General features: G+C 52.9%; 9 protein-coding genes. 7 read left to right on the forward strand and 2 right to left on the reverse strand.

The genetic code is table 11. The features are described 5' to 3' along the window. The first annotated feature begins 258 nt into the window (after window positions 1-258). The 6 genes from Q0991_RS16465 to Q0991_RS16490 all read left to right on the forward strand — a co-directional run bounded on the left by Q0991_RS16465 (window position 259) and on the right by Q0991_RS16490 (window position 7,354). On the forward strand, window positions 259-2,562 hold the full coding sequence (locus tag Q0991_RS16465) for a response regulator (protein ID WP_299490246.1): 2,304 nt from the start codon (window positions 259-261) through the stop codon (window positions 2,560-2,562). Next, window positions 2,559-5,192 (forward strand): PAS domain S-box protein, encoded by a 2,634-nt coding sequence (locus tag Q0991_RS16470; protein ID WP_299490248.1) that lies wholly within the window; start codon window positions 2,559-2,561, stop codon window positions 5,190-5,192. The genes Q0991_RS16465 and Q0991_RS16470 overlap by 4 nt, the downstream gene beginning before the upstream one ends. A 17-nt stretch (window positions 5,193-5,209) precedes the next feature. Then, window positions 5,210-5,590, forward strand: a complete 381-nt coding sequence (locus Q0991_RS16475) for a response regulator (protein ID WP_299490250.1) — start codon at window positions 5,210-5,212, stop codon at window positions 5,588-5,590. Window positions 5,591-5,617: 27 nt separating this feature from the next. After that, complete coding sequence (locus Q0991_RS16480) at window positions 5,618-6,724, forward strand: AI-2E family transporter (protein ID WP_299490252.1); 1,107 nt, start codon at window positions 5,618-5,620, stop codon at window positions 6,722-6,724. A gap of 83 nt (window positions 6,725-6,807) precedes the next feature. Continuing rightward, window positions 6,808-7,017: a DUF2949 domain-containing protein gene (locus tag Q0991_RS16485; protein ID WP_299490254.1), complete on the forward strand. Its 210-nt coding sequence runs from the start codon at window positions 6,808-6,810 to the stop codon at window positions 7,015-7,017. 46 nt (window positions 7,018-7,063) lie between these two features. Then, window positions 7,064-7,354, forward strand: coding sequence for a DUF1816 domain-containing protein (locus Q0991_RS16490; RefSeq protein WP_299490256.1), 291 nt, complete (start codon window positions 7,064-7,066; stop codon window positions 7,352-7,354). A 39-nt stretch (window positions 7,355-7,393) separates the two neighbouring features. On the opposite strand, the gene Q0991_RS16495 is transcribed toward Q0991_RS16490, so the two are convergent. Next, a complete protein-coding gene (locus Q0991_RS16495) occupies window positions 7,394-7,711 on the reverse strand; it encodes a hypothetical protein (RefSeq protein WP_299490258.1) in 318 nt (105 codons plus the stop codon). 450 nt (window positions 7,712-8,161) lie between these two features. On the opposite strand from Q0991_RS16495, the gene Q0991_RS16500 reads away from it, so the two are divergent. Next, window positions 8,162-8,617, forward strand: coding sequence for a VOC family protein (locus tag Q0991_RS16500; protein WP_299490260.1), 456 nt, complete (start codon window positions 8,162-8,164; stop codon window positions 8,615-8,617). A gap of 307 nt (window positions 8,618-8,924) precedes the next feature. On the opposite strand, the gene Q0991_RS16505 is transcribed toward Q0991_RS16500, so the two are convergent. Next, on the reverse strand, window positions 8,925-14,311 hold a 5,387-nt coding region (locus Q0991_RS16505), incomplete at its 5' end, for a PKD domain-containing protein (protein ID WP_299490262.1).

Consider the following 14,311-nt stretch of genomic DNA (forward strand, 5'->3'; position numbering starts at 1 on the left):
CCCCCATCATCTTGTCTTAGAGGTCATCGGACGTGAGCATTTGGACTCACAAGTTCCTCAACATTGCAAGGTATCGTCTTTAAAATGGTTTGACTGAAGCGCTGAATCCTTAACCAGCCTTGAGATCAGCTGACTGCCAAGACTGGTATTGACGACCGGACGTTAAAAATCTCTATGGTGCGATCGCAAATTTTTACCGATAATTGGAGTAGCAATCCCCTGAGAGTGTCCATCGGACCTGATGTCAGGAGCCCGGTCATGAAAATTCTCATTGTTGAGGATGATCAGCTCACAGCCAGTGCCTTAACCACCCTCTTAACCCGTTGTGGTTATGCCGTGGAAACGGCGACGGAGGGAGAAAGTGCTGCCAATATGGTGGAGGCCTTTGAGTATGATTTGTTGATGTTGGATGTGATGTTGCCGCAGCTCGATGGCATTACCCTCTGTCGCCAACTGCGCAATCAGGGCCATACTATGCCCATTTTGCTCCTCACGGGTAAGAGTAATAGTCATGACAAAGCCGTGGGGTTGGATGCTGGTGCCGATGACTATGTGGTTAAACCCTTTGATCCAGAAGAATTAGAGGCTCGAATTCGAGCATTGCTGCGCCGCGGTCAACTCCACTCGACCCCGATTCTGGAATGGGCAGGGATTCATCTGGACCCCAGTTCGACCCAGGTCAACTATCAGCAGCAGCCGCTCTCCCTGACGCCCAAAGAATATGCTCTGTTAGAACTGTTAATGCGCAATCCTCACCGTGTATTTAGCTGTGGCATGCTGTTGGAGCATCTCTGGGCCTATGCCGATATGCCTGGGGAAGAGGCGGTCAGGACCCATATCAAGGGTCTGCGCCATAAGTTGAGAGATGCCCAGGCTCCCCCAGATTTGATCGAAACGGTATATGGCATTGGTTATCGGCTTAAGCCCCTGGCAGAGTTAGAACCCGATGAACCGTGCACCCCCCCGGAGACGCAAGCGGCGATCGCCAGTATTTGGCAGCGGTATCAGTCCCGTATTAGTGACCAGGTGCATGTGCTGGAGGATGCGAGTGCCACTTTGCGATCGCATCAAGGAAAATTAGACCTCGATCGACAGTCCCATGCTCAACAAGAAGCCCACACCCTAGCGGGAGCACTGGGCATGTTTGGCATGCATGATGGGACGGAATCTGCCCGCCGGATTGAACATATTTTGGCCATGGCTCAACCTTTGGCCCTGGAGCAGGTTGACCAATTTCACCAACAAGTGGAGGCGCTCCGGCAGACGGTGGAGCAATATGGTCACTTTACGAGTAGCGATCCCCACTCAGCGCTGCCGCCGTTACCAACGTTAATGGTAATTGATCCAGATGGGGTATGGATGGCTGACTTGACGGAACAGGCCCTGCATTGGGATTGGCACCTAGAAACAGTGACGGATCTAGAAACGGCCCAAACGCGACTGACCCAACAGTTGCCTCAGGTGATCTTGATGGATCCCAGCGTTGCCCCAGACAAAACTCAAATGCTGGATTTCCTGACGGATCTGACCCAACAAATCCCCGCCATCCCCGTATTATTCTATGGCGCCCCAGATGGGTTGCATTCGCGGCTAGAAGTGGCCCGACTGGGCGGTAAAGCCTACTTAGAAAAACCGATTACGCCCATCCAAGTGTTCCGTGAGGTCGATCGTATCTTTCAACAATCCCAAGCGATCACCGCCAAAGTGTTGATTGTGGATGATGACCCCAATATTCTGCATTTATTGCCGCCCTTGCTGGAACCTTGGGGGTTTCAAGTCGTGACGCTAGCGGATGCTCGGTTATTTTGGCAAACCCTGCTTTCATCTGCCCCAGATCTCCTGATTTTAGATATTGAGATGCCCCATGTGAGCGGGATGGAGCTCTGTCAAGTGGTCCGTAACGATGCCTATTGGCATAATCTACCAATTATTTTTCTCACAGCCCATACTGAGGCCGAGACTGTGAACCAAATTTTTGGCCTGGGTGCCGATGACTTTGTCAGTAAACCCGTTGTGGGGCCTGAGCTGGTTGTTCGGTTGGTAAATCGGTTGGAGCGTATGCAGTTGTCTCAGCAGTTATGGCAAATGGATGCCCTCACCAAAGCCTATCAGCGCCAGCCTGCTGTCCTGATGCTTGAACAACAGATGCAACGGTCTCAGGATTTAGATCAGCCTTTAAGTCTGGTGTTGGTTAAACTCACGAACTTGCGTCAAATTAACGATGATTACGATTTGGCAACTGGGGATGCCATGCTTCGGTATATCGGCCATGAATTATGCCTGGGCTGTAGTGATGAGGATGTGGTCGCTCGCTGGAGCAGTAATGAGTTTTTGATTGGGTTGTACGGTGTGCCATCGCCTGAAGCGGTCCATCATATTCAGCAGCTTTGTGAAACCTGTCTCCAGCACCCTCCAAAAGCGGGCGATCGGGTCCCGATGCAGTTAGCGTTAGGCCATGCTCAATATCCTGGGGCCGGCACTACACTATCTGCCCTTTATAAACGGGCCATTCAACAGGCAACCCCGCTGGAGATCAGCTCGCAACCTGAGGCAGACCCATGACCCCCCAGCCCCAGTTTGCCTCTCCCCCACTGCCCAGCGCCATGCCCTTCCTTATGGATGCGTTGTCCGCTCTCGTTGTCGTTCTCGATGCTCGGGGCCGGGTCGTTGGGTTTAATCCAGCTTGTGAACAATTGTCTGGTTATGCCTTCGCAGAGGTGGAGGGACGTTATCTTTGGCAAGATTTACTGCTCCCAGTTGAGAAAGAGGACTTTCAGGCGGTTTTTCGGCAATTACTGACTCAGAAGACGGCCAGCCCATCCCCAAACTACTGGGTAACCAAAACAGGGGAACAGCGGTTGGTGGTTTGGTCTTATGCGGTCATTGACCAGGGAGACGCTCCTCCAGGAGAATCGACTCCCGTTGTAATTGGCACCGGAATTGACATTACCGAACAGCAACAATCGGCCTTGTCTTTGCAACAGCAAATAGAGCATGAGCAGCTCTTGAGCACGATCGCCGCTCGGATTCGCCAATCCCTCGATCTCCACACCATTCTCAATACGACCGTTGCCGAGGTTCGTCAGTTATTGCAGACCGATCGGGTGCTTATTTTTCGGCTAGACAAAAATTGGACGGGCATGGTGCTGGTTGAATCTGTAGATACAGACCAGTGGGCCTCAATTCTCGGGACCAAAATTCATGATCCTTGCTTTCCCGACATCTATGGCGGCTCCCCAGGGCAGATTCATGCCACTGCCATCGATAATATCGATACGGCCCATCTCACCCCCTGTCATCGGGATTTATTGCGTCAATTCCAGATCCAAGCCAATTTAGTGGTTCCCATCCGGCTGGATAATCGAGTGTGGGGGTTGCTGATGGCCCACCACTGCCGGAGTCCTCGTCCTTGGCAGTCCCTGGAAATTCAATTGCTCAGTCGGCTAGCGACTCAATTGGCCATCGCGATTCAACAGTCCGAACTGTATTGTCAACTGCAAGCTGAACTGGCGGAACGGGAGCAAGTCGAAGTCGTTCTGCAAGAAGCGAAATTGAACCTCGAGCAGCGAGTGGCAGAGCGAACAGCCACGCTGCGAGAGGTGAATCAACAGTTACGGTCTGAACTCCAAATCCGCCAGCAGGCAGAAGCTGCCTTACAGCGATCGCAACAGCGTATTTCTGGCATTTTGGAAATTGCTGAGGATGCAATTATTTCCGTGGATGCCTCCCAAACGATCACCTTGTTCAATCAAGGGGCGGAAAAGATGTTTGGCTACAGTCGGCAAGAGATCCTGGGCCACCCACTGGATATGCTTTTGCCGGACGAATTGGTGGAGGCTCATCACACCCAAATTGAATCATTTGGCCAGTCCAAGACCCCGACCCGACAAATGGGAGAGCGACGGCGACCCATTACTGCTCGTCGTTCAGATGGGACTTACTTTATGGCTGAAGCCTCGATCTCTAAACTGCAACTGGGGAACGAACAGGTTTTTACGGCCATTCTTCGAGATATTACGGAGCGCATTGAAGCCCAAGCTTCCCTTGCCAAGCTGACCCGTCAAAACGAACTGATTCTCAACTCCATGGGGGAAGGACTCTGTGGCCTCGATCTCAACCATCACATTACCTTTGTCAATCTGGCGGCAGTCGAGATGCTGGACTATGCCATCCCAGATCTGATTGGCCAGTCGGTGGAGACCATTTTGAGCCCCCATCCCCAACCCCTCAGCTCAGATCCAGATGCCCCCTATCCCTTTGTGGACTCTTTAACCTCGGGGGCGACTCACCGCTTTATCACGGATGAGTTCCAGCGACGGGATGGTACGCTGATTCCGGTGGAATATGTGAGTACGCCGATCCGTGAAAATGAAGTGATTACCGGTGCGGTGATCACTTTCAAAGACATTAGCGATCGCCAAGTCATTGAGCGGATGAAGGACGAATTTATTTCTGTTGTCAGTCATGAACTGCGGACACCACTGACGTCCATACACGGCTCTTTACGGATGTTGACCAGTGGCCTGTTAGCGGCGCACCCGGATAAAAGTCATCGTCTACTGGAAATCGCGGTCGATAGTACCGATCGTTTAGTGCGGTTGATCAACGATATTCTCGATGTGGAACGAATTGAGTCAGGGCAGGTCACCATGACCAAACACCCTTGTAATATGGCTGATTTAATGACTCAATCTACGAATGCGATGCAGGGGATGGCGACTCAAATGCAGGTTCATCTGACCGTTATCCCCCTCTCATGGCTAACGGATGTGGATGGCGATCGCATTGTCCAAACCCTCACCAATTTGCTTAGCAATGCCATCAAGTTCTCTTACCCGGGAGGGCGGGTCGAGCTCACAGCCCAACTTATCCCCCAAACACCGCCGAGCTGTTCCCTCGTCTCCCCTACTGCAGTGAGCACTCCCTTTCCTTCTTCAGACTCACCTCAAGTCTGTATTCAGGTCCGTGACCAAGGCCGGGGGATACCGCCCGATAAAATTGACACCATTTTTGAACGCTTTCAACAAGCGGATTCTTCGGATGCCCGTAATCATGAAGGCACTGGACTAGGCCTGGCGATTTGTCAAAGTATTGTTCATCAACATGGCGGTCAAATCTGGGTGGAAAGCCAATTGGGAAAAGGCAGTACTTTTTCTTTCACATTACCCGTTCAGCAGAATGAAACCGCATAGAAAGGTGAAATGGCTACATGACCGCAAAATGTATCCTCGTTATTGATAACGAACTCTATATTCAAGAAGTGGTTCAGATTGCCTTAGAAACGATCAAAAACTGGCGGGTTGTCACCGCCAGTTCGGGGGCAGAAGGGTTACTCAAGGCAGCGAAAGAACAACCCGATGTCATTCTTTTAGATATGATGATGCCGGATATGGACGGTGCTACCACCTTCCAGAAACTCCAAGCGAATCCCTGCACGCAGGCCATTCCGGTTCTGCTGCTGACGGCCAAAGTTCAAACGGTCGATCAACAGCGTTACCAAACCTTGGGGGTGCAGGCCACGATTGCTAAACCCTTTGACCCGTTGCAGCTCCCCACCCAAATTGCAGATGTATTAGGCTGGCAGTTGTAACTTCAACTGTGTGATTGCTCCGCCAAAATGAAGTCATCTGCGCCCTCTATTACAATTTCTCTGCCCAGTTTAGTCAAAGTCGGCATCCTCGGCCTGGGTCTCTTGCTGCTGTGGCAATTGCAAAACTTGGTTGTGGTGGTGATGATTTCCATTGTCCTTGCCGCAACGCTGGCACCGATTATTCAGAATGTCGAATCGCTGCATCTGCCTCGCTGGCTGGCGGTGCTTGCCGTTTATTTCAGTCTGATCGGTGCTGCGGTGACAGCGACAGTGGTGATTGGACCGACGATTACGGATCAGATTCAGCGGATTTTAACGGCTTTGCCCGGTTATCTTGATGCCTTGACGCGGGTGTTGGAACAAACCGTGATCCAACTGGGGATTACGGAGTCAGACGATCTGGGAATGGTCAATCAAATCCTAGATTTACAGGCTGTAACGGCCTGGACATTTCGGTCTGGCCAAAAGCTGATCTTGCAATCGGTCGATATAACCAAAGGTTTCTTGGGTGGGGTGTTTAATGTCCTCTTGGCCCTAGTGCTCTCGGCCTATATGCTGTCTGATTCAGAGCGGTTGCTGCAGGGATTAGCGTCCCTTTTCCCTCAACCGTGGGAACACCGCCTGAAAGAACAAGTCCATCCCGTCAGTAGACGCATGGGGGCCTATATTCAGGGGCGATTATTGGTGTCTCTGATTTTAGGCACAACGGTCAGTATTGGGTTAAAGCTGATTGGCATTACCGAAGTGGCGTTGGGACTGGGTGCGATCGCAGGTCTAACCAACCTTATTCCCTTCTTTGGACCTGTTCTGGGAGCCATTCCCGCCTTATTAGTCGCCGTTGCTCAAGGGGGCTGGACGGTGGTGTGGGTTTTCCTGCTCTTTATCATCATCCAAAATTTAGAAACCTATGTTTTGGATCCCCTATTAGTCAGTCCATCGGTCAATGTTCCCCCGCTGTACCAACTCCTGGCCGTGTTGGGGGGGACTCAAGTCCTGGGTATTATCGGTGCTTTAATTGCCCCTCCTTGGATTGCTGCAGGCGGCGTCCTCATTGACAACCTATATTTACAGCCCAAGCGTCTAGCAGAGAATAACGAACAGCCTGCTGCAGACACAGTCATGCTCCTCGACTAAGGGGTTTCCTCTACCAATACAATAATCCTCACAGTTTCCCCATGTTTGGGCAGTAGTCTGCTCTTATTAAAGCTGGCGATGAAATGACGATAAAACACTACCAGAAATTAATTGAGTTTTTGACACAAGATTTAGGGGTACCCGCTGAGTCGATCAATATTGCGCTCAAATCTTGCCAACAACAGCAGGGGCCGCTGCCCGTTGTTCTCTGGCAGTACGGGTTAATTACGATGGAACAACTGAATGCCGTCTTTCAGTGGGTTGAAACATCCCTTAGTTTTGATGAATTTTAATCTTTCATCGTTCGTCGTTAAAAACGAAACATCAATGAGGTTTAAGATGTCTCGATTATTGTGCCAAGACACCATTCCATGGTGGGTAAAAATACAAACTACGATTCCAGCTTGCCAATACTATTTTGGCCCCTTCTCGAGTATTGAAGACGCCGAGGCTCATCAGCAAGGATATGTCGAAGATCTGCTCCGTGAACAGGCGCTAGAGATTGTCGTCAAAATCACGCGTTGCCAGCCTGAAGTGCTCACCCTATACGATGAGGAAGAGTTTCAGGGGGAGTCGATAAATCGGCTGTTCGCCCAATCGGAATGCACAACTGTGTTGACCCGTTGTTAACTGACTTTTCAAGAGACAGGACTAATCGGTCCACCCAGATTAGTCAGCCGTAATGGTGAAAAAACCAGGATCTGCGCGTCGTTGTTCATCGAGCAGCTCAGATTCCCAAATATCTGGATTCGCCGTGGTTGACAAACGTGGCTGACCAGAGACTTGCAGATTCAAATCTGCAGATTGATCTAGGATTGGATTGCCGGATTGGGAGAAGACAGCAATGGAGGGTTGTACAGTACCCTCGAGGGCTTTAGCAGGTTCGCGTTTGACGATATCTGGGGAAGGGGTAGTTCCGGCGACAGCGGGCATCAGGTAGGAAAGCGCAAGGGTACTGGTAAGGACCAGCATTTTGAGTGAGGACATGATAGGAATTCGAAGAATGATGATCTTAATTTTAGGAAGAAGCCGATCCGATTAGGGTGTCGCAATCGAGTCCCAAACAGCGATCGTGATCACTGCTATCATTCCCACAACGGTAGATGTTCCTCACTATCCCAGCGCATTCAAAACGGGTTCTTGCAGCGATGACGGATTGGTCCAACCCAGTCCTAAAGGGATGTAAAGGACTGGGACCGTTTTCGCTGAGGTGATGTGGTTGTTAGGGTACGGTCACCCAGATCGTCTATGGGCTGACGAAACCTTGCTATCCTCCAGGACTCAATCTTCACCATCTGGCCTCAACAGGATACTGGGTCACGCTAAAGCGTTGGCCCTGGAATGGGTTTGGGATTGTTGTCTAGACGACATGCATTTCGCTAGAGAAGTGATAGTATATTTGTACTATAAAATATCTCGTTTCTGGAGTGATGTCCCATGGATTACAAACCTGCTGGTTTTCGCACAGTGACACCTAATGCAACGTATCGAGATACCAAAGCAGCGATTGAGCTGTATAAACGTGCCCTTGGGTTAACTGTGGATATGTTACTCGAAATCCCAGGCGGCACGGTGATGCACGTTTCCGCAACCATTGGTGATTCCCAGTTCTTTATGAGTGACGAATTTGAAGGATCGCCGCGACAGGCGCCTGATCCAAAGTCACCGGTAGCCTTTTACCTCTACTTGCCTGATGTAGATGCGAGCTATCGGCAAGCTATGGGAGCCGGAATGACTTGTGTAAGTGAGCCAGAAGATATGTTTTGGGGTGATCGGACAGCAACGGTCATGGACCCTTTTGGATATGCTTGGACCCTAGCGACTCAAATCAAAGAAGTGCCGCCACAGGATGCGATCGCACGCTTTAACCAAATGATGGCTAAAGCCTCTTAGAGATCTGGGCTTTTGCCCCTAGTATTCTCAGCAAAGCAGTATCGTTACAGGATACGATAGGCCACGTGCGGACTCACCCTCGGGAGTGACGCAGCCGATCGATCGGCCATATCGAGATTCTGACGACTCACAATACTGCAGGCAAAACCGCCTATCACCATTGGCAAACCGATGGCTGGGAAGGGTACTCACGACAATGAGCTGATGAGGTGATCCATTGCCCAAAGAGCTGAACTGACGGAGCATTCCTGGGAATGGTGAGACTTAGCTACCTATCCCACACTTTGGTGAGGCACAATCTTCTGGCTTAACAATGCCAAGTGCGTCTTCGTTGGGGCCTGTTGCCAAAATCATCATTGGTAATGGTGCCTTGGCCTTGGCCATCCCCTAAGATGGCATTGCCCGGATAGGTAAGATTGAGGAAAAAAGACTCATCCGTTTCCTGCCACCGATCTGCAAAAATCCTTACCCTGACAGTTTGGGTGGTTTCGCCGGGGGCAAAGGTCACGTGTCCATGGGTGTACTGGAAGTCTCGACCGGCCACCGCACTGCCATTCTCAGTGGTATAAGCAACAGTCACTGGGCGGGTGCTAGCAGCAGAGAGATGAAGGGTGAATTCGGCATAGGTGCCTCGGCCCGTGCCTTCAATAACGGTGGTATCGCTAATGGTAATCTCGGGGGGCTCATAATTGACGTAGTCAATAATTTGTTGACCAATAGGGGAGTGACGCCAGTTCAGGTTGGGATCCACGAGTCGATCAAAGTTGGCTGCAGCGCCTGTAGCCCCTTGGATCTGGAAGACCCAGTCATTGTAGTCAAAATTGCTGCGACTCAACTGCCAACTCTCAAAGGCAAAGGTATGGCCTTCTCCTGTGAGATCGGCGATTTGCCGAGCGGGAGCATTGGGGTTGGCTGCGTCGATGGAGAAGAGGGGACGAATATCGCCGTGGTGATGATGGTGATGGTGGCCATAACCGTAGGGATGCTTATAGGCATGCCAAACAGACCGATTAGGCACCACCATGATCGCAAATTGGGTACCGGGTTCCATCCACACAACGTTGGGACCACGATAGCGCCCCCAGTTCCAGTCACGGGCTTCATGGGCCATGCGACCTCGGAACAAGGCTCCTTCCCTGGAGTCACGGAAGATGACATGGCCTTGGGATGACTGACTGAGGGCTCGGCGGGCAGCTTCTCGGATATAAGCATGGGAGCCAGGGGTATAGGTTTCCATCCCCTCCAAGCTGAAGATAGCTAGTTCTCCATGGTGTTGGTAACTCCCGTCATAGAGGAAATCGAAGCTGACATAGCCACTCTCTCCCACTTCAAAGATTCCAGAGGGCGCAATTGTGACCTCTTGGGTTTGTTGGGTAATGCCTCCATCTTCATCAGTGACGGTGAGGGTAACAGTGTATAAGCCTGTGGTTTCATAGATATGGCTAACGGTGGGGCCAGTGACTGGGGCACTGCCGTCGCCGAAATCCCAAGAATAGGTGAGGGCGTCATCGCCAGGGTCGGTGGCAACGGCACTGAAGGTGTTGTTCCCCCCCGAGATCAAGCGCCCATCGATATTAAGTTGAGTAATGGTCGGTGCAACATTGCTGACGGTCACCATCAGTGTCTGGGTCGTCGAGGCTCCCTCTTCATCGGTGACGGCGAGGGTAACTGTATATAGACCATTGTCAGCAAAAGTATGATGAACTTCCGGGCCTTGGACAGGAGAACTACCATCACCGAAATCCCAATGGTACGTCAGAGTATCGTTCCCTGGATCGGTGGCCGTTGCCGTGAACGTACCTGTGTCGCCTTCGTTGAGGTTGATATCTCCGACCAGACTGGTAATGGTCGGCGCTAGGTTGTTGATCGTAACAGTAACGGTTGCAGAGGTTGCTGCTCCATCCTGGTCGGTAATGGTGAGGGTCGCCGTATACAGACCGCTGTCTGCATAGATATGTGTCGGAGTGAGGCTGTCGCTGGTGGTGCCATCGCCGAAGTCCCAGAGAATCGTGTGGGTATCGAGGAGGCCAGGATCGGTAAAGCTGGCGGTGAAGGCAACGGGTTGACCTTCATCAACCGTGGGGATGTCGCCAATCGTGACAACGGGGGCGACATTCTTGACTTCAATCGTCAGCGTCTGGCTGGTGGACCCCCCATCTTCGTCACTGACGGTAAGGGTGGCGGTGTAGATGCCATTATCCGCATAGGTGTGGCTGACGGTATCGCTTTGGAGGGCAGGGCTGCCATCGCCAAAGGTCCAAACATAGGTGAGGGTATCTGCACCTGGATCGGTGGCCGTCGCGGTAAAGGGAGTGAGATCACCTTCGTTGCGGGTGGTCTCTCCAGTGAGATTGGTAATCGTGGGAGCCACGTTCGCAACTTTCACGGTGACAGTTTCAGTGGTAGAACCGCCTTCTCCATCGGTGACGGTAAGAGAAATGGTGTAGAGGCCGTCATCGGTAAAGGTATGCTCGACGGTGGATCCAGTCTGGCTGGGACTACCATCGCTAAAGTCCCAAGTGTAGGTGAGTGGATCGTGGCCCGGATCAGTGGCAGTGGCGGTAAAGGTGGCCGTCTCTCCCTCACTCAGGTTGAGGGGACCGGTGAGGTCTGTAATGGTGGGAGCGACATTGCGAACCGTGACCATTATGGATGCACTGGCTGCAGCACCATCACTATCGGTGACGGTGAGCGTGACGCTATAGATCCCATCTGCTTGATAGATATGGGTGGGAGTCAGGGTATCGGTGATCGTAGTGCCGTCACCGAGGGTCCATTCGACGGTGTGGGTGTCAAGGCTACCAGGATCGGTATAGGCACCGCTTAGGGCAAGAGTTTCCCCTTCGTTGATGGTTTGATCGGGGCCAAGGGTTACAGTTGGGGCGATATTGGCAACGGTGACGGTGAGGGTCTCAGAGGAGGAGCCGCCGTCTTCGTCGGAGACCGTGAGGGTGACGGTATATTCGCCGTTGTTGGTGAAAGTATGATCTACGGAGTCTCCCGTTCGGACTGGGCTGCCGTCGCCGAAGTCCCAAGTGTAGGTGAGGGTATCGTCACCAGGGTCCGTGGCGAAGGCGGTGAAGGTGGCAGTGTCACCTTCATTAATAGAGGTATCACCCGTGAGATGGGTAATGGTGGGGGCAATATTACGGACGGTGACGGTAAGGGTATCGGTGGTGGTGGCTCCGTCATTGTCCGTGGCGGTCAAGCTGACGGTATAGATACCGTCGTCATTGAAGATATGGGTGGGGGTGAGACTGCCACTGGTGGCCCCATCGCCAAACGCCCATTCAACGGTTTGGGTGTCGAGGAGGCCAGGGTCAGTGATGATGCCGTTGAAGTTGAGGGCCGTGCCTTCATCAATGGTTTGATCCACTCCAGCATCGACGTTGGGGGCCACGTTATTGACTTGAATGTCTAGGGTCTGGCTGGTGGAACCGCCATCTTCATCGGAGGCCGTGACGGTGACGGTATAGGTGCCGTTATCGGCATAGGTATGGTTGACGGTGGTACCCGTCACTGTCGCACTGCCATCACCAAAGTCCCAGGTGGTGGTGAGGGTATCGCTGTCGGAGTCGGTAACGGTGACGCTAAAGGTGGCAGAGTCGCCTTCGTTAATTAAGGTGTCGCCGGTGAGATGAGTGATGGCGGGGGCCACGTTGTTGACCGTGACAGTGCGGGTCTCGGTGGTCGTCCCACCGTCGTTATCGGTAATGGTGAGAGCCACGGTGTATTCACCGTTATCAGTGTAGATATGTTCTGGGGTCAACGTATCGGAGACGGTGGTGCCATCGCCGAAGTCCCAGGTGATGGTGTGGGTGTCGAGGAGGCCTGGATCGGTAAAGCTGGCCGCGAAGCTAATGGGTTGGCCTTCATCGGCGGTGAAATCGGGTGCGAGGTTGATGGTGGGGGCAACGTTATCGACGGTGACGGTCGCCGTTTCGGTTGCTGAGACGCCATTGTCGTTGGTAACGGTGAGGGTGACGGTGTATTCACCGTTGTTAGCGTAGCTGGGGTTGATGGTTTGGCCCTCTATGGGGTCGCTCCCATCCCCTAAATCCCAGGTGTAGGTCAGATCGCCGCTGGCGGTAGTGGCGGTGGCGCTGAAACGGGCAGGTGTGCCTTCTTGGACGATGGCATCGAGGCTGAGGTCGTCGATGACGGGGGCGGGGTTAAAGACGACGACATTGACTTTGGCACTATTGGAGTAGAGGCCGTCATTGTCTTGAACCACATAGGTAAATCCATCTGCACCGAGGAAGTCAGATTCGGGGGTGTAGTTGAGGGTGCCGTCGGCATTGACGGTGAGGGTGCCATGGTTTGGCCCGGTGGTCACTTGCAGGGTGTTGGGGTCGAGGGTACCGTCGGGGTCGCTGTCGTTGGCGAGAACGTCGAGGGTGGTGGCCGTGTTCACTAAGGTTTCAGCGGTATCATCGCTGGCAGTGGGGGGTGTCATTTGGGCGGTTAAGAGACGGACATCATCGATGGTGATGGTGCTGTCTTGTTCACCAAAGCCGAGGAGATCGAGGAAGAGGGTGACGGCGGTACCTGCCTCGACGCCACTGAGGTCAATTTGGACGGTGCGGGGTGCATTGAGGTCGAGGGTATCACCGGATTGGGGGGTGCCTTGAAGCTGGACTTGGGAGCCAAAGTAGGCTTGACCGTTGGCTTGCAGATTCAGGAGGGCATCGGTTTGGGTGAGGCCAGCGGCGATGCCACCCACGGGGTTAAGGGTGTTGGCGTCTAGTAATGCCACTTCGAAGGCGTCGGGAGGCGCGAGGTCGCTGGTGCCCAGTTGGGTATTAACGAGGGTGAACTGGAGGGTTTGGGCTCCTTCGGGGACGATAAAGGTTTGGGTGAAGTTGCTGAGGAAGGGGGAGTCTTCGCTGAGGACGGCTTGGCCGTTGAGGATTTGGCTATCGCCACGGCGGAGCCAGTCGGTGTCGGTTTCGAAGTCACCGTTAAGGACGCCGAACAAGGCTCCGGCGGTGAGAGGAGAGGTGAGATCGGAGGTTGGCAGTTGGAGGTTGGAGTTGGAGCTATTCCAAATGGCATCCAGGATGGCTAGATTGAGGGCGGAAGGCAGTTTCCGCACACCGGGGCGGAGGGTGGGATTCATCAGGTCATCGGGATGGGCGGATGAATCGAGGTGGCTGCCGTCGGGGGTGAGTTGAGCGGTAATGCCTGGGGCAATGAAATAGCTAGTATTGCCTATGGGTTGAACAAATTGATCGAAGTTGTGGTTACCGGAGATGATGCCCTGGAGGTGGCCGAGTTCATGGAGGATGGTGGTGAGGAGGTCGTAGCGACCGTAGGCTGCGGAGTCGGGGGTGGCGATGGCGGAGTATTCTGAATTCTGAATTGCGAATTCTGAGTTTTCCCAGGGGGTGGTGTCGATAAACCAGCCGCGACCGTTGGCGTCGTCGTCGATGGTGAGGGTGCCAGCGGAGGGGAGGCCGTTGGTGAATTGGGTGAGGGTGGCTTCGGCGAGTTGGCCGGTGGGGAGATCGGTGATTTCGATGTTGAGGTTAAATGGAGTGGAGTCCTGGAGGAATTGGAGCCAGGTGGGAATGGTTGTGTTTTGGGAGTTGTAGTAATGACTGCTGAGGAATTGTTGGAGCGCTATGCTGCTGGAGAAAGAGACTTCAGTGGGGTTGATCTCAGTGGGAGTGTCTTGAGAAAAGCCAATTTGTC

The sequence above is a fragment of the Acaryochloris sp. IP29b_bin.137 genome (genome assembly GCF_028285745.1).
Lineage (GTDB): Bacteria > Cyanobacteriota > Cyanobacteriia > Thermosynechococcales > Thermosynechococcaceae > Acaryochloris.

Bases quoted from the DNA above. Each gene is read 5' to 3' on its own strand.
- Q0991_RS16475 (WP_299490250.1), top strand. From the start codon at position 5,210: ATGACCGCAAAATGTATCCTCGTTATTGATAACGAACTCTATATTCAA.
- Q0991_RS16495 (WP_299490258.1), bottom strand. From the start codon at position 7,711: ATGTCCTCACTCAAAATGCTGGTCCTTACCAGTACCCTTGCGCTTTCC.
- Q0991_RS16480 (WP_299490252.1), top strand. From the start codon at position 5,618: ATGAAGTCATCTGCGCCCTCTATTACAATTTCTCTGCCCAGTTTAGTC.
- Q0991_RS16500 (WP_299490260.1), top strand. From the start codon at position 8,162: ATGGATTACAAACCTGCTGGTTTTCGCACAGTGACACCTAATGCAACG.
- Q0991_RS16490 (WP_299490256.1), top strand. From the start codon at position 7,064: ATGTCTCGATTATTGTGCCAAGACACCATTCCATGGTGGGTAAAAATA.
- Q0991_RS16470 (WP_299490248.1), top strand. From the start codon at position 2,559: ATGACCCCCCAGCCCCAGTTTGCCTCTCCCCCACTGCCCAGCGCCATG.
- Q0991_RS16485 (WP_299490254.1), top strand. From the start codon at position 6,808: ATGACGATAAAACACTACCAGAAATTAATTGAGTTTTTGACACAAGAT.
- Q0991_RS16465 (WP_299490246.1), top strand. From the start codon at position 259: ATGAAAATTCTCATTGTTGAGGATGATCAGCTCACAGCCAGTGCCTTA.